This is a genomic window from Caproiciproducens puteiluti (genome assembly GCF_052442865.1).
Taxonomy (GTDB): domain Bacteria; phylum Bacillota; class Clostridia; order Oscillospirales; family Acutalibacteraceae; genus Caproiciproducens.
Genome location: NZ_CP194790.1, coordinates 307,798 through 322,962, shown reverse-complemented (window position 1 = coordinate 322,962; position 15,165 = coordinate 307,798). Strand labels below are relative to the sequence as shown.

Here is a 15,165-nt window from a genome sequence, read left to right as displayed (position 1 = left end):
CTGTTAAGCTTGTATGTTGTCAGTAGAGTACCTGCGCCTTAAAGGCCGGTAGTTTGCTGGCTTTTTTATTTTTTCGGGAGATTTCTCCCCAATAAGCGAGAATGACAATGGTTTGCAGATTTTCTGTAAACGCCAGCTTTTTGCTGTTTTGTCATTCTCGCTTTTTTTGTTGCCCAAATGCCGGTTAACGGCTTTGAGGATATTTCAAACAGAAAGGCGGTCATGTAAATGAATATCAGAAAAAGGTGGAAGCCTGGCGGCCGACGGCGGCAACGATCCTCTTCTGAAAAACGGCTGGAAGAAAGAAAGAAGGATTTAAGCGGTGGGCAGCGTGAGCAGCTTATTGTTGGTCCGGCCCTTGTTCCCCGCAAAAGCCGGAAGGAGGAGTAACATGCCTATAGTACGTTCCCCATCATATCGGCCCCTTGTCCTGGTGGACACGGCCAATTTGCCGGAGAAAGTATGGTTGGAATATCGCCGACAAGGGATCGGCGGAAGCGACGCCGCGGCGGTCCTCGGCATATCACCGTTCAGAACCGCGCGGGACCTCTATTACGACAAGCTGAACGTAGTATCACCGGAAGACGATGAGGATAACTGGGTCGCTAAAAAAATGGGGCATTTGCTGGAGGATCTGGTCGCGGAGATCTTCCACGTCAAAACCGGGTTCCGGGTTTACCAGATCAAGAAGATGTTCCAGCACCCGGAGCACCGCTTTATGCTGGCGGATATCGACTTTTTCATCGAGCTTCCGGACGGCACTACAGCAATCCTCGAAATCAAAACCACCAACTACAACGCAAAGGAGAAATGGTGGCACAACGGCGAGGAAATTGTCCCCCTCTACTACGAAGTACAAGGGCGCCATTATATGTGCGTCATGAACATCGACCAGGTGTACTTCTGCTGCCTGTACGGGAACAACGAGAATGAAGTCATCATTCGGCACATCGCCCGCGATCCAATGTATGAGTCGGAGCTAATTGCGCTGGAAGAGAACTTCTGGATGAATCATGTGCTGGCACAGGCGCCACCATCCTACACCGAAGATGGCGACCTGATCGAACAGAGCCTGCGGCGACATCTCGGACCGGCCGATGAGGGTGCGCCGGCAGTCGTCCTCAATATGGGGTTGACTGCTAATTTGATGCGCTATCTGGAACTGCAGAAGGAAAAGCAGGAAGCGGATGCCCAGTCCCGGGAACTTGACAGCCAGATGAAGCGGCTGCGCGCCTTTATCATTGAGCAAATGGGAAAGAGCTGCACCGCAGTCTGCGAAAACAACGGAACCAGCTATATGGTGACCTACAATCCAGTGCGGAAAGCGGAAATCAAAAAGGACGATTTGACCCGCCTGCATTTGCAGCTGCCGGAAGTCTATGAGCGGTTCGTAACGATTTCTGAAAGCCGTCGATTTCATGTAAAGATGAGCAAGCCGGAAGCGGCCTGATGCCGCCGCGGAAAGGAGCATATATGAAAAAAATGAAGGTACAGGTACACAGTATCGGTATTTTGGGAGTTATCAGCTCGGTTCTCGCGGCATTAAAGCTGGCCGGGCTTGCGCATTGCAGTTGGCTGATGGTAATTGCCCCGCTGTTTCTGGGCTGCGCAATTGATGTAGTCATTATCCTGCTGGTCCTTTTGTGGATCAAGTGGAACGACTGGAGGGAGCGTAGACGATGAGCTATACCGGCACATATGATAAGACCGTCTTTTATAATCCGGTCAATAAATACTGCATCATCTGCATCAAAACAGACGATAAAAATATTCCTCCCCATGCACGCAGCACATATCGGCGCGCGGACCACCTGATTCGCTTTACAGCCGTGGGCTACGATTTACCCCGTACCGACGCGGTGAAGCTGGAACTGGACGGAGAATGGAAAACGGATGAAAAATATGGCTGCCAACTTCAGGTGGAGCAGTGGAAAGAGATCATCCCACATACCAAAAACGGTATACAGGGCTATCTATCCTCCGGCCTTCTGAAAGGCATCGGGGAAAAGACCGCTGCCGCCATCATAGGCCGTTTCGGGGTCGAAGCGCTGAATATTCTGGAAAACCAGCCGGAACGTCTGCTGGAAATCAAGGGCATTACGGAGGAACGTCTGAAGGACATCAAAACGTCCTATTCCGAAAGCAGGATGCTGCGCGATATTATGACGCTTCTTTCTCCCTTTCAATTGACGCCAAAGGCTGCGCTTAAAATCTATGAGTATTTCGGCCCTGCCAGTCTGGACGTCCTGAAAAAGAGCCCTTACGCATTGTGCCAGATTCCCGGATTTGGGTTTAAGAGGATTGACGCGATTGTACGCAAGACAGACTGTCCGCTAAACGATCCTATGCGAATCAGCGGGGCCATCTTCTACGCGCTGGACGACAGCAAAAACAAGGAAGGGCATCTTTATTTGGAGCATGAGGTGCTGGTAAAAAGCGCGTTCACACTTCTGAACGAGAAAATCCCGCTTCCCCAGATGCGTGTGCGCCGGCAGGAGGTTAAGGACGAACTGCAGACTATGATTTTGAATGGCGACGTGGTATCCAACCGAGAAAACATCTATCTGCCGAAAACCTTTGAATTGGAAGATGAAACGGCAAGACGTATCAGCCAGATTCTGCTGGAAGTTCCACCGAAGGACCGCATCGCCCACCCGCTGGAAGAAATCAAGGAGCAACTGGGGATCTCCCTGTCCAAGAAGCAGGAGGAAGCCGTTGAGATGGTGTTTCAGCACAACTTGAGCATCATCACCGGCTCACCCGGTACCGGTAAAACTACAGTGTTGAAGACGGTACTTAAGGTCTATCAGAAGCTATATGAAACGGGGAAAATTGTGTTGGCCGCCCCGACCGGCCGCGCCAGTCGACGTATGGCCGAAAGCACGGGATTTTCTCAGGCCCAGACATTGCACAGCGCATTGGGATTGCTGGGCGAGGACGCTGAAAACAAATTTCGGAAACGGACAGAAGCTCTGGATGCAGACCTGGTTATCGTGGACGAATTTTCCATGACCGACATGTGGCTTGCAAAGCAGCTATTCTCCAGAATCAAGCCTGGGACTAAAATTCTGCTGGTAGGCGATGCCGACCAATTGCCCAGTGTCGGCGCTGGAAACGTATTTCGGGAGCTGATTGGCTGCGGGTTGATACCCGTGACCGTGCTGGACGAGATTTTCCGTCAGGCCAAGGACAGCCTGATTGCCCACAACGCCAAATTTATCAACGAGGCAAAGACAAGCCTGTATTACGGCAATGATTTTGTATTTGTAAAATGCAAGACACAGCCGGAAGCCGCCGCCGCGATTCAGAGGATTTATTTCGATGAAATTGCGAAAAGCAGTATTGAGCAGGTGCAGATTCTTTCCCCGTTCCGCTCTGATGGAGAGGCTTCCGCAGAAAAGCTAAATGAAGCCATCCGCGAGCGGGTCAACCCAGCCGCAGAGGGTGTGGATGAACTGAAAGTTGGGCTCCGCATTTTCAGAGTCAACGACCGGGTGATGCAAACCAAGAACAAAGGAGAAATCTCAAACGGGGATGTGGGATTTATCCGGAAGATTCAAAAAGATTCTTCCGGAGCCGACCGCATCCTGATTGAATTTACCGACGACCGTTCCGTAGAGTACGGGGCCGAGGACATGGGCACCATTGAACTTGCCTATGCCATGACGGTTCACAAGGCGATGGGGTCCGAATACGACACGGTGATTATCCCGATTTTGTCGGCACACACCATCCTGCTATACCGGAATCTGGTCTATACCGCTATCACCCGCGCCAAGCGAAGAGTGTTTCTTGTGGGTCAAAAAGATGTGCTGTTCATGGCAATTCACCGCACAAAAATTGATAAGCGGAATACGTTGCTGGGTCAGCGGATTGCCCTTTACTATAAAGCGTTATCAAAAAAACGCGGTAACGGGCAAGTCGCCTGAGTTGGAGACAGTGAAAAATTTATTGTTAAGAATGAGATGCACGTGCAGAAAAAGGCACCGGCATCTCGTGTTTTATAAGAAAGGGGATTTTTAAGATGACTGCAAACAAAAACGGCGATCTGATGTACGACGCGATTCCATCCGTGGCGGAACTCAACAAGGTTCCCGGTTTTGATCCGCGCAAATTTCTGCGCAGGACCATTTCGGAAACCTCAAAAGAGGAAGTACAGAAGCTGGACCTCAAGTACAAAAAACTCTGGTTCCGGCTTGTCCATCCCACAGGGCGCATCAAGATGAGTGCCCTGCGAATCACCGACCAGCTTGCCATCATTGAAGCGCAGGTTTATTTTGACAAGAGCGATCCTGAACCAGTGTCAAGCTTTACTTCCAGCCGTTCCATCAATAACACACCCGGTGGATTGTATGTGCAGGCAGCGCAGTATGAGGCGCAGGATGTGGCCCTCACAGACGCGGGTTTCGGCCTGCAATTCTGTGATGTAAGCCATGCGCCCGGCGAGGAACGCTTTGGAACGGAAATCCCGATGCGTGAAGCGCAGAAAACAGCGCCTGAAGCCACAGCTCCTGACAAACAGAATGTTTCCCCCTTTGCAGAAGACTCCTCTGCCCCCGAACAGGATGGATGGGTGGAAATGCCGGAGTCGGAGTTTCCAGAACAGGCTGCTGCAGAACCGTTGCGGACGACGGAAGCCGAAGCCCCGGACCCACAGATTCGAAAGCAGGCTGGTCAATCGCCTGCCTCTGTGCCTGTCGGAGCAGCTGCAACCGTTGAAAATACGGCTGTTTCCACCGTGTCCGCTACTGAGCGCGTCTCTGCCGAAATGCCCCAGACACGGAATCCAGTAGAGAATGTTCCCGCAAGCGAAAGCCAGCGAGCTGTCGTAACGGAATTTCCCGCTGTAACTGTTCGTGGGGACGCACCTGCGGAAGAGGCAGCGGCTGAGCAGGCTGGCGCTCCCAGCTACACTCCAGATATACCGGTGGAGGAAATCCTTTCGATGATGACGCTGGAAGAAGCGCAGAACCTGATTGTAGACGTGGGCACCTGCAGCGGCTGGACAATGGCTCAGGTTGCCGACCGCAGGGCCGCAAGCTTGAAATGGTATGTCTATGGCTACAAAGGTGACAACAATATTTTGAGGGCGGCCGCACAGATGATGCTCGAATTTTCCACAGCGCAGAAAGCCGGCTGAGCTTTCCCGCAAGGGAAAGGCGCGGCGTAAAGAGAGGGGGTGCCGCCTATGGCCTCATGCCCGCAGAATTTTCCGTTCGGCATTCTGGATGTCGTGGAACTGCTCCACCTGAAAATCAGGCGTCGACAGGCAAACAGCATCTATGTGGACTGCCCTATCTGCGGAGATAAACGGGGCAAGATGAATGTGAACTTCTCAAAAAATGTCTGGCACTGCAACTACTGTGATGAAGGCGGAGGGATGCTGGCTCTGTACGCGAAAGTGTATGAAATCAGCACCTCGGACGCCTATCGGGAAATTTGCGAGGCGCTGCAGGTAGGAGGCCCGGCGCCGTCTTACGAAGTGAAGCAGCCGGTTTCCAAGGAGGAAACACAGGAGGTTCCCCAGTCCGAGCGTGCCGGTATTCAGGAAATTCATCAGACACTTTCCCTGTTGTTTGGTATGCTTTCTCTTTCAGACGCCCACCGGAAACATCTTCGTTTGAAGCGTGGTCTTACCGACGCGCAGATCGACGAACTGGGCTATAAGAGCACCCCTCCCCCCTGCCTGTGCCGTTCTTACACGGAGCGGCTGTTGAAGCAGGGCTGCACCGGACAGGGCGTTCCGGGCTTTTACTTAAATGAGGACGGCAAATGGACGGTAAAGTTCTATAAGCGCACAGCGGGGATCATTATCCCCGTACACGGAATTGACGGTCTGATTCGCGGCGCTCAGATCCGTCTGGATGTTCCCATTAAGAATAAGGACGACCCGCCGGACAAGGAAGGGACAAAATACATCTGGCTGTCATCTTCTAATAAAAAAATGGGGGTCACCTCCGGCAGCCCAATCCACTTTGTAGGCAACCCTTTTTCCCGAGTGGTTTATGTGACGGAAGGCTATCTGAAAGCCGATGTCAGCCATTATCTGATTCACCGTTCCTTTGCCGCGACAGCGGGAGCAAACAACGTCAGTCAGCTCGGGCCGCTTTTTGCATTTCTGTCGCAAAACGGCACGGAAGTGATCGTGGAAGCAGAAGATATGGATAAATTCAGAAATGACAAGGTGACCAGGGGTGCATCACAGATTTACCTGATGGCAAGGCAGTATGGTATGGAGTGCAGACGCTTGACGTGGAACCCCAATTATAAGGGAATCGACGATTGGCAGCTTGCGCTCCACCGTAAGAATTCTTCAAAGGAGGATAGCCGAATGAATTTCAAGCAGCAGTACCTTTCCGGGCAGTGTGACTTTGCTTATATAGACGATTGTGTGGAGACATGGCACAAGGCACCCGAAAATGGAACCGGCCTGGTGGAATTTCTGGGCCTGACAGAACAGGAATACGAAAGCTGGCTGCAGGACGGAAGCGGCAAAACACTACAGCAGCTTCTGGAAGCACAGCGCCGGCATCAGCATTTCCGCATCTATCAGCTGGAATTTACGAATGGCATGGAACCAAAGTCCTTTGCATTCCTCGGGATCAAGGCTTTGCGCAAGGCCGGCTATCTACAGCCGCCAGCTGCGGAATACCGGCTGATGTGTAATTCGAAAATGGTCTGCCCGAAAGAGCAGACGGATGAAGAAATATTGCGCCGGATTTTTAATCGATACAATGATACTCTCCCTAAAGAATATCCGGGACGCAGTATCGCACCTTCCGATGTTGTGGAGCTGTACGACGAGAAAAAACGCAGTTACTTTTATCGTGATACGGACTCCTTCGTCCAGGTGCGTTTTTCTCCCTTTCTGGCGCTTCCAATACCAAAAAGCACATCGAATAAGAATGTAAAGATAGTTCAAGATGATGATTAATGCACAATGATAGAACAGTTCCGGGCGATCCAGCGGTCTTTTTTAAGATAACAGAGGATATCCGGACCGGATCCAAATGATGTTTAAAGAACGTATTATACCTATAATACACTAAACAACCTGCTGACGGGGGCCAGTGCGCTGAGCAGCGCGGGGATGGTTGAAACCGCCTACGAATACGATGCGGCCGACCGTCTGAGTCAAATTACGCACAATGGATTTGCATATACCTTCCAGCGGGACGGCTATGGGAACACAACGGCGATCAATGTTGGCACGCAAAATCTGATTGCTAATACCTTTGCTCCCGGCAACGGAAACCTGCAGTCTTCCAACTTTGGGAATGGCTTTAAGCTGGGCTATTTGTATGATTCCTACGATCGTGTGAACATGGTATTGAAAAATGACAGTTTAACCTACGAGTATCTTTACGATGCGCGCGGAAACCTTGCAAAGATCACAGAATATGATCAAGGCTCGGTAAAATCAATCAATTTCTACTACGACATTGGCGACCGGCTGATCAGGCAACTCCTTTCCGACGGCAGTGAAATTCAATACGTCTACGACAATATGGACCGTCCGACAAGGTATGTCTGTACCTTTGCCAATCAATCCAAATCCGCAACCGCCGACTACAGCGTGGACTACCGGAAGCATAATACGTATATGCTGTCCGGCGGAGAAATCACCCATGCGTATGACACTACCTTGAACCGTGAGTTCCAAACGGATATTAACCCGATTCCCCTGCAAGACCCCACGTTCCGGGCAGAGCGAAGTTTTGTAAATGTTTTGAATGCAAAAACCACGACCCTGGTGGACACTTATTACAACCATAGAAGAATAGGCGACGTCAACAGCACACTTTCCCAGTATCACTATACTTATGATGACAACGGTAATATCAGCTCTACAACCGATATCAATGGTAATGTAACCACCTATGCCTATGATCAGCTCAACCAGCTCGTGCGAGCGGATGATCAGAAGGCTGGGGTCAGCACAGTCTATGGCTACGATGTCGGAGGGAACATCACGACGGTCACAACTTATGCCTACACCACAGGCACGCTGGGAACGGAAACCGGCAGCATTGCTTACGACTACGGCAATACCAACTGGAAGGACCTGCTGACCGGTTATGATGGGCAGAACATGACCTATGACGCGATCGGAAACCCTCTTACGTACCGGGACGGTATGAACTTCACCTGGGAAGGCCGACAGTTAAAATCTTCCATTGCAAACAGTCAGGATGTAGAATATACTGTGGAATATACATATAACAGTAATGGAATCCGAACTGTCAAAACCGTTAACGGAATAACGACAAATTACTTCCTTGACGGTAGTACCATTATCGCTCAGCAGACCGGAAGCGACGTGTTATGGTTCCTGTATGACAGTGATAAAACTTTAGTCGGGTTTACCTATAACGACACTGCCTATTATTATATGAAAAACATGCAGGGCGACGTGACCGGTATCGTTGACAGTAGTGTTAATTTGGTAGTCGAATACACGTATGACGCTTGGGGTAAGTTACTCAGCATTACGGATAACTCGGCCGATCAGGTCGGTCAAAAGAATCCGTTCCGTTATAGAGGCTACTACTATGACTCCGAAACGGGGCTGTACTACCTAAACGACAGATATTATGATCCGATGACATGCCGAATGTTAAACGCAAATAGTATGGTCGGAGTGGGAACTCGTGTAAGTTCATATAATATGTTTGCTTATTGTGATAATAATCCAATTAGCAGATCGGATTCCTCTGGTCAGTGGTTTGGCTTAGATGATTTAATAGCGGGTGCGGTGGGTGCAGTGGCAGGAGTGGCTGCCCAATTTGTCAGTGATGCATTGGTAAGCGTTGCTAGTGGTGAGTGGAAATTTTCCGATTGGCAGACATATGCCGGAGCCGCAGTTGGCGGTGCAATTGGAGGAGTAGTTGCATTGTATGCTGGACCTATAGTAGGGGCGGCAACTGCCGCTGGTGCATCTACTCTAATTGGTCAGACATTAGAGAATGTTACATCAGGCGGGACAAAACGCTCAGCCGGAACAATACTACTAAATGCCGGAACCGATACTGTGATAGGAGCAGCCGCAGGAAAATTCTTGTCTGCCAAAGTACCAGGTATAACCACGGGCAGGAATAGTATGGCGGCAGTGTTTTCCTCTGGCATAACGAAGATAAGGAATGGTGTTGCCAGCAGAATGTCTGCTAAAGTTGTTGGAAAAGGCATTACTGCAAGTATTATTTCAGATTCTGGTGCAACTACTTTTTCCGCTTTAATAAATTATCTGAAGGATGCATATGAAAGCTATGAGCAGGAGGCGCAAAGTAGCGTACCATCTGGACCAATGTACTGGACTCATGGATAGGGCGGTAAGATAAGTGGATTTAGATATTTTAATATATTCTTATGTTGTTTGGGCAATTGGTCTAATCGTTATTTTTTGGGTCATAAGGGCAATGGTTTCTAAGGTGGTTTTAAAACCTGAAAAAGCCTTTCCATCCAAACGAGAATTTATGGTTCGAAATGTGAAAAAATTAAATTTATTTGCGAGGTTGGTCGGTACCTTTTTATGTATAGTTGTAATTTGGTCGATTGTTATCCCCGGAATATTAGACTTACCTATGGTTTTAAAAGGCGAGTACGTGACAGCTTATTGTAAGGCAACGGATGATGATGCCAGCAGAAAAGGACTCCTCATTATTACACAAGAAGCTAGTTTCATCACTACAAATGGAGGTAAGTTGGATTTATCTATGTTTCCTAAAGGATATCAAAAGGGAAAAAATTTTATTGTTCATTACTTGCCGCATATGAAAATTGGGTGTATTGCTGAAATAATAGGATGAATCCGTTTCAGATTGCGGCTGACTTGATGCCATAATGGCTTTTAGAAAATTCATATGTAGAACAAAAGGCTGCCGCAAAGCGATTTTAAAATCGTCACGCGACAGCCTTTTTGTGATAAAATTGCGGGAATATTACTATAATCACAAATTACGCTTACACGACAGGCACACTGGGAACAGCGACCGACAGCATATTTATTACTATGGCAATACGAACTGGAAGGACTTGCTGACCAGCTATAAACATCAGAACGTTATTTACAATATTTCTTACGACGCAATCGGTAACCCGCTCACTTACCGGGACGGCATGAGCTTCACCTGGGCAGGTCGACAGTTAAAATCTTCCATTGTAAATAACCAAGATGTAGAATATACTGTGGAATATACATATGACAGTAATGAAATCCGCACCAGTAGAACTGTTAACGGAGTAACGACCAATTACTTCCTCGACGGCAGCACCATCGTTGCCCAGCGGGCCGGCAGCGACGTATTATGGTTCCTGTATGAAAGCGACAACACTTTGGTCGGATTTACTTATAACGGCACAGCTTATTATTACACGAGAAATGTGCGGGGCGACGTGACCGGTATCGTCGACAGCAATGTCAATTTGGTAGTCGAATACACCTATGACGCCTGGGGCAAGCTGCTCTGTACCAGTGATACTACGACCGACCAGATTGGTCAAAAGAATCCGTTACAGGGGCTACTACTACGTTTCTGAAACAGGGCTGTATTGCCTCAACAGTCGTTACTACTACCCGCCGACCGGAAGATTTCTGAATGCGGACGCGCAGATCGGAGCAAACCGAGACGTAAGGGACTATAATTTGTTTGCATACTGCGGCAACAATCCTGTAAACCATTCTGATCTTGGCGGTCTGTTTTGGAAAGAGATCGGTGATTGGTTTAAAAGCGTTGGAACAGCAATCGTAAATTTTGCCAACGCTGCATTCGGCGCAAGTTACACAGTCGTAAGTGAATACGAGAAAGAAAGCCATTACACGCTTCCTAACCCACTTCCTATTACGGCCAAAACGGGAACGAAATCCACTACGACAGTATCCGAACAAGGAAACTCATCAAAACCAATTTCTGTTTATGCAATAGGGGTGAGCGGTCATTCTGAGTCATCATCAGCAGGATTAAAAATTAATGCACCTAATTTTACTCTGAATATAAGTTTGGGACTGACTAACATAGGTGTATCTGGAATAGTGAAAAATGGAACTGCATCCAATAGCTATGGATTACGGGCTTCGTTGACAGAATTGAAATTAGGATATGAAAACGCAACTACGGCCAGATTGAGCGATAAAAGCAATCAAACTGATTACTTAAATGTAAGTGCCAGCGGTTGGCTTATCGCAACAGCAGTGATATTTTCTAAAACGGGGCAGGTGTACACCTCTCCACAACCAACAGATTAGGGGAGAAAATCAAAATTGTGGTATGGTATTGTTAGAATATTTGTTTTCATATTACTCTTTCTAGGATTCCTGGTCATCTACAAAAAGCATAAGAAAATCCTAAAAAAAAAGCTAATCGTTATTTCCTTTTTGGTTGCAATGGTTTTGTGCACCGGATCATACTTTATACCTGTTGAGAATCGCTTCATAACTTTTTCATCTCCGCAACATGTTTTTAACTATTCGGTTTTGGGCGATATGAATACAGTTATTGAAGGAAAAAATTCAGCGTTAATCCTATATACTTATCAAGGGGGGGAAGTGCACACAGTTATCCCAAAAATTAAGAATGGCTGGGGAATAGGTACTTCCTTAATCTCCGAAGAAGTATTCTCTAAGACTTGGCAGGGAGATAACCAAAAAATTTGTATGATAAGCGTCTATTGGTGTAAACATACGGATGATTATTATGTTTTAGTATCTGATATTTCTTCAAAGGACCTCATTAATATTTCAGACAATAGAAATTCAATATTTCAAAAAAATAAGTCATCTATAGATCCAAGTACAACTTATTGTTCATATGTTGAAGGTATCGGGCAAAATTATGAATTAACTATTGATGGAGAAATCATACATATCAGTTCGAGGTAGATTTTACTGACTTGGTGCATAATTAAGAATAAAAGACTGCTGCAGGGCGATTGCCATGCAACAGCCTTTTTCTGTGAGGAATTGAGGGAACCTTACGGCGGTTGGACTTCACGCTCATTTACCGGGACGGCATAAGCTTCACCTGGAAAGGCATGCAGTTAAAATCTTCCACCGTTTGTGTTAAATGTCGGAACTATCGGAAACCGTTGATGGTAAAGGGGCTTCCGTCTGATTAGCAAACGGAAGCCCTCCCTTTCGGTTATATTACAAAATGTATTTGCGTTATTTTACGGGAATTTCCACATCACCCACCGTGATTTTTTCGATCTTATCAAAATCCAGCGGCGTACTAAATTGATAAGTCATAGTAGAGTTTTCTTTGCTTCCGGTTCCGGGCCCTGGGAGAATCTTTTTTTGCGTACCATCCTTGAACAGGATCATCAAATCGGGGGACTCGGGAATCGGACCGGTATATGGTTTGGGATTGGTATAAATGATATTTACAGAAAGAGACGAAATTTCAACCGTTTGTATGGTGCAATAATTATCTTTAAAATGTGTCACTTTATCCATCTCGACTTTTTTCGTAAACGTATAATAATTCAGTTTTAAATGAAACTTCCATTCCCCCTCTGCAATCGGGCGGAGGGTTAGCTTTCCGGTCGGCACGGACAGATTTTTCAACGTGAGCCCAATTTCTCTGTTTTGCAAATCAATTCCTGCACAGCTAATGCGGATGACAAACGATATCTTATTATCATTTGGATTGTCGTCCTTTTGTGTGGAAATATCCCAGCTGGCGGAGCCGCTTTTGTTATCTGCGATATTGTTGAAGTTAATTGGCATATCTTCAAATTCATACTTGTCTTCGTCCAGCACCGTTCCCTCCGGTGCGATAGCGTCCAGCAGGATATAAGCGCCGCTTTTATCCCCTACCGCCGCTTTCACGGTAACGGTCGTACCCTTGTCCGTCACGCTCTGGTTCAGAACCGCACCGGACTTATTAAGCGTTTCCACCTGGCTTTCGGTCAGGCTGACCGCCGGTTTTGCACCATTGGCTCCATTCGGGTCGCTCCGCTCAAAATATCCCCGGAACAGGCTGCCCAGATTGATTCCGCTGGCTGCAGCGGTCACAGCGCCGCAGGCCGCGACGGCAGCCGCAATCAGGAGAATCCGCCCGGCCCTTTTCGTCCCGGACATTTTTCTTTTGAGACCCGTTCTTTTGATTACCGCCCGAAAGGTATCGTCAATTTCTTTTTTCAATGGTGGGGCCATCTCCGTTCCAGCCCTTCAAGGCAGTTTAAAAAGTCCTCGTCATATTGTTTTATCAAGATCGTTCCTTTCTTCAAGCTGTTTGCGCAGCTTTTGTCTGCCGCGGTAAAGGCGATTTTTCACCTGAATTTCGTCCAGCCCCGTCCTTGCCGCAATATTCCTGATCTTTTCAAAAAGAAAATATATACGGATAAAGATTTCGCGGTCCGGTTCATCCATGGCGGCAATCAATTCCTGCAATGCAATGGCATTGTTTTTATTTTCAAATTCAAGCAGTATATCACTTTCATCCGCAAGATCAATGTCATCAATATTGATGACATTGCGTTTAGAAAGTTGCCGGTAACGGTTGATCGCTGTATTCCGTGCGGCGCAGGCAAGATAGCCCTTCAGGTTCACAATCTGGTGGTTTTCGTTGCCGAACGCCTTCCAAACCGACAAAAACGTATCATTGATACATTCTTCGATGTCCTGCTCATCGCCGCACAAGATTCTTCCCGTGATTGTGGCAACAAAACCGCGGTATTTTTTTATAATTTCATACAGCCCGTCGGCGGGTTTGCTTCTCAGGAGCAGAATAATCTGACTGTCCTCCAAGATTTTCACTTCCTCCTTGCTGTTTAAAGGCCTTCACTCTATAAGACAATCAAAACGGAAAAAAGGCTCACGAATAACAAAAAAAGACCGGATAAATCTTCCGGCCTCAACTTGAAGACAAGTACCTTCTTTCGATACTTTGTCCTCTTTAAGAAATGAACTTGATCTTACGGGAGCATGAAAGAGAATGTGGATTGATTAAGCCCATACAGGAGCTAACAGAGTATTTATCGTTAAATACCTTCTTTATTAACAAACAGAAACAAACCGGTTGGCCATGGTTGGCCAAACCGGCTTGTTTCCGTTTGTTTTGACTTAGGCTGCTACAGATTTGCAATCACGGAGTCCAGCGTCCAGCAACGCTGACTGTATAGCGGTCTGTATCTCCTAAGAGGCACAGAATACGACCAGGAATGTTTTCGCCAGAATTATACTGCGGATGATATGTTACATTGTACTGAACACCTGAACCGCCCGCATAACCCGTTACTCTTGAATGCCCCGAGGTTGCAACCGCAAAGTACAGCAAGTCGCTGCTGATAACATTGCCGCTGGTGGGAGTTACATATGCCTGATTTTCGTTATCATCCTTGGTCTGATTGGAGGAGTATGCAACTCCGCTATTTTCATTCGGATCAAGGCTGAAACTGAACTGCCCAGTCGTCGCAAATGCGGGAACGGCAGCAGACACTAAGAACATAGCACAAACCAATGCGCTAATGATCTTCTTTTTCATGGCTATTCTCCTTTCGGTCAAATAGATGCATATATTCGAACGTTAACTCAACTGATGAATTTTACACCTCATTACAAACCCATTGGATTCACTTTCCCTCAATTTTTTTATTTCAAAACACGCCGCGCGCTGCATATTTGAAACATACATAATTTTAGTGAAAACCTCTGCACTTTTTATCCGCAGTAATCTGTATCTGAAATACTTATGTATTCTGTGACACCATTTCTGGTAACAGCAGCATCAAGTTCGAACTCATAAGTGTATCCGCTGGCTACATAATACGGCTGGTCAAAATAAAACGATTCATCGGTCGTGCTGAGGCCTGTCCATGATTTAACAACAGTCTTTGTATTGCCTTCTACTCTTTTCAAATAGGCCGTAGCTGTGATTTTCGATGTGCCGCTTTTCCCGTCTACAATTGCGGCACAATCTGCACGAGTACCTGAGAAATTTAAATAAGCTATCGCGTCGTCGACATTTAGCAACAGAATATTAAAACCCGAATCAGCGCTGTTTTTAGTCTTGGTTTCATAAGCGAAAGCTGGGACGCCGGAAGTAATCAGGAGTACAAGCATCATAATTAGAGAGATTGCTTTCTTTTTCATAACATCATCCTTCTTTCAAGCTGTTTTTTTCCTTCTACTATATAAACAACTGAGGTATCCATTTTCTTACACTTTTT

General features: G+C 47.1%; 15 protein-coding genes and 1 pseudogene. 12 read left to right on the top strand and 4 right to left on the bottom strand.

Annotated features, from left to right (window positions below; translation table 11 throughout):
- Positions 1-228: 228 nt before the first annotated feature.
- The 12 genes and pseudogenes from ACRQU7_RS01590 (at position 229) to ACRQU7_RS01535 (ending at position 11,875) form a co-directional block, all read left to right on the top strand.
- Positions 229-390 carry a hypothetical protein gene (locus tag ACRQU7_RS01590; RefSeq protein ID WP_444643226.1) on the top strand — a complete coding sequence of 54 codons (162 nt, stop codon included), beginning with the start codon at positions 229-231 and terminating at the stop codon, positions 388-390.
- 1 nt (position 391) lies between these two features.
- The gene (locus tag ACRQU7_RS01585) at positions 392-1,450 is read left to right on the top strand and encodes a YqaJ viral recombinase family nuclease (RefSeq protein WP_444643224.1); all 1,059 of its coding nucleotides are present in this window, start codon (positions 392-394) and stop codon (positions 1,448-1,450) included.
- Positions 1,451-1,473: 23 nt separating this feature from the next.
- Entirely contained in the window at positions 1,474-1,683 is a 210-nt protein-coding gene (locus tag ACRQU7_RS01580; RefSeq protein WP_444643222.1) for a hypothetical protein, read from the top strand.
- Positions 1,680-3,929 (top strand): SF1B family DNA helicase RecD2, encoded by a 2,250-nt coding sequence (gene recD2 / locus ACRQU7_RS01575; protein ID WP_444643220.1) that lies wholly within the window; start codon positions 1,680-1,682, stop codon positions 3,927-3,929. The genes ACRQU7_RS01580 and recD2 overlap by 4 nt, the downstream gene beginning before the upstream one ends.
- A gap of 95 nt (positions 3,930-4,024) precedes the next feature.
- Positions 4,025-5,140 carry a hypothetical protein gene (locus tag ACRQU7_RS01570; protein ID WP_444643218.1) on the top strand — a complete coding sequence of 372 codons (1,116 nt, stop codon included), beginning with the start codon at positions 4,025-4,027 and terminating at the stop codon, positions 5,138-5,140.
- A 48-nt stretch (positions 5,141-5,188) separates the two neighbouring features.
- Positions 5,189-6,934 carry a YodL domain-containing protein gene (locus ACRQU7_RS01565; RefSeq protein ID WP_444643216.1) on the top strand — a complete coding sequence of 582 codons (1,746 nt, stop codon included), beginning with the start codon at positions 5,189-5,191 and terminating at the stop codon, positions 6,932-6,934.
- 156 nt (positions 6,935-7,090) lie between these two features.
- Positions 7,091-9,325 carry an RHS repeat-associated core domain-containing protein gene (locus ACRQU7_RS01560; RefSeq protein ID WP_444643214.1) on the top strand — a complete coding sequence of 745 codons (2,235 nt, stop codon included), beginning with the start codon at positions 7,091-7,093 and terminating at the stop codon, positions 9,323-9,325.
- Positions 9,326-9,338: 13 nt separating this feature from the next.
- The gene (locus tag ACRQU7_RS01555; protein WP_326975288.1) at positions 9,339-9,806 is read left to right on the top strand and encodes a hypothetical protein; all 468 of its coding nucleotides are present in this window, start codon (positions 9,339-9,341) and stop codon (positions 9,804-9,806) included.
- A gap of 34 nt (positions 9,807-9,840) precedes the next feature.
- Entirely contained in the window at positions 9,841-10,536 is a 696-nt protein-coding gene (locus ACRQU7_RS01550) for a hypothetical protein (protein WP_444643212.1), read from the top strand.
- Positions 10,442-10,636 (top strand): annotated as a pseudogene (locus ACRQU7_RS01545) (RHS repeat-associated core domain-containing protein); the annotation flags it as partial. The gene ACRQU7_RS01550 and the pseudogene ACRQU7_RS01545, both read left to right, overlap by 95 nt.
- A gap of 6 nt (positions 10,637-10,642) precedes the next feature.
- Complete coding sequence (locus tag ACRQU7_RS01540) at positions 10,643-11,242, top strand: hypothetical protein (protein WP_326975290.1); 600 nt, start codon at positions 10,643-10,645, stop codon at positions 11,240-11,242.
- A gap of 15 nt (positions 11,243-11,257) precedes the next feature.
- Positions 11,258-11,875: a hypothetical protein gene (locus tag ACRQU7_RS01535; protein WP_444643210.1), complete on the top strand. Its 618-nt coding sequence runs from the start codon at positions 11,258-11,260 to the stop codon at positions 11,873-11,875.
- Positions 11,876-12,157: 282 nt separating this feature from the next.
- Here ACRQU7_RS01535 and ACRQU7_RS01530 read toward each other — a convergent pair whose 3' ends face one another.
- From ACRQU7_RS01530 to ACRQU7_RS01515, 4 genes are all read right to left on the bottom strand, one after another.
- On the bottom strand, positions 12,158-13,138 hold the full coding sequence (locus tag ACRQU7_RS01530; RefSeq protein WP_444643208.1) for a DUF4179 domain-containing protein: 981 nt from the start codon (positions 13,136-13,138) through the stop codon (positions 12,158-12,160).
- 51 nt (positions 13,139-13,189) lie between these two features.
- Positions 13,190-13,744: a sigma-70 family RNA polymerase sigma factor gene (locus ACRQU7_RS01525; RefSeq protein WP_444643206.1), complete on the bottom strand. Its 555-nt coding sequence runs from the start codon at positions 13,742-13,744 to the stop codon at positions 13,190-13,192.
- Between the two features lie 337 nt (positions 13,745-14,081).
- Positions 14,082-14,480, bottom strand: a complete 399-nt coding sequence (locus ACRQU7_RS01520; protein WP_444643204.1) for a hypothetical protein — start codon at positions 14,478-14,480, stop codon at positions 14,082-14,084.
- A 176-nt stretch (positions 14,481-14,656) separates the two neighbouring features.
- Positions 14,657-15,088 carry a hypothetical protein gene (locus tag ACRQU7_RS01515; RefSeq protein WP_326975295.1) on the bottom strand — a complete coding sequence of 144 codons (432 nt, stop codon included), beginning with the start codon at positions 15,086-15,088 and terminating at the stop codon, positions 14,657-14,659.
- Positions 15,089-15,165: the final 77 nt, after the last annotated feature.

Excerpts from the sequence above, each read along its gene's own strand:
- ACRQU7_RS01590 (WP_444643226.1), top strand. The coding sequence starts at position 229 with ATGAATATCAGAAAAAGGTGGAAGCCTGGCGGCCGACGGCGGCAACGA.
- ACRQU7_RS01585 (WP_444643224.1), top strand. The coding sequence starts at position 392 with ATGCCTATAGTACGTTCCCCATCATATCGGCCCCTTGTCCTGGTGGAC.
- ACRQU7_RS01580 (WP_444643222.1), top strand. The coding sequence starts at position 1,474 with ATGAAAAAAATGAAGGTACAGGTACACAGTATCGGTATTTTGGGAGTT.
- recD2 (WP_444643220.1), top strand. The coding sequence starts at position 1,680 with ATGAGCTATACCGGCACATATGATAAGACCGTCTTTTATAATCCGGTC.
- ACRQU7_RS01570 (WP_444643218.1), top strand. The coding sequence starts at position 4,025 with ATGACTGCAAACAAAAACGGCGATCTGATGTACGACGCGATTCCATCC.
- ACRQU7_RS01565 (WP_444643216.1), top strand. The coding sequence starts at position 5,189 with ATGGCCTCATGCCCGCAGAATTTTCCGTTCGGCATTCTGGATGTCGTG.
- ACRQU7_RS01560 (WP_444643214.1), top strand. The coding sequence starts at position 7,091 with ATGGTTGAAACCGCCTACGAATACGATGCGGCCGACCGTCTGAGTCAA.
- ACRQU7_RS01550 (WP_444643212.1), top strand. The coding sequence starts at position 9,841 with ATGGCTTTTAGAAAATTCATATGTAGAACAAAAGGCTGCCGCAAAGCG.
- ACRQU7_RS01520 (WP_444643204.1), bottom strand. The coding sequence starts at position 14,480 with ATGAAAAAGAAGATCATTAGCGCATTGGTTTGTGCTATGTTCTTAGTG.
- ACRQU7_RS01515 (WP_326975295.1), bottom strand. The coding sequence starts at position 15,088 with ATGAAAAAGAAAGCAATCTCTCTAATTATGATGCTTGTACTCCTGATT.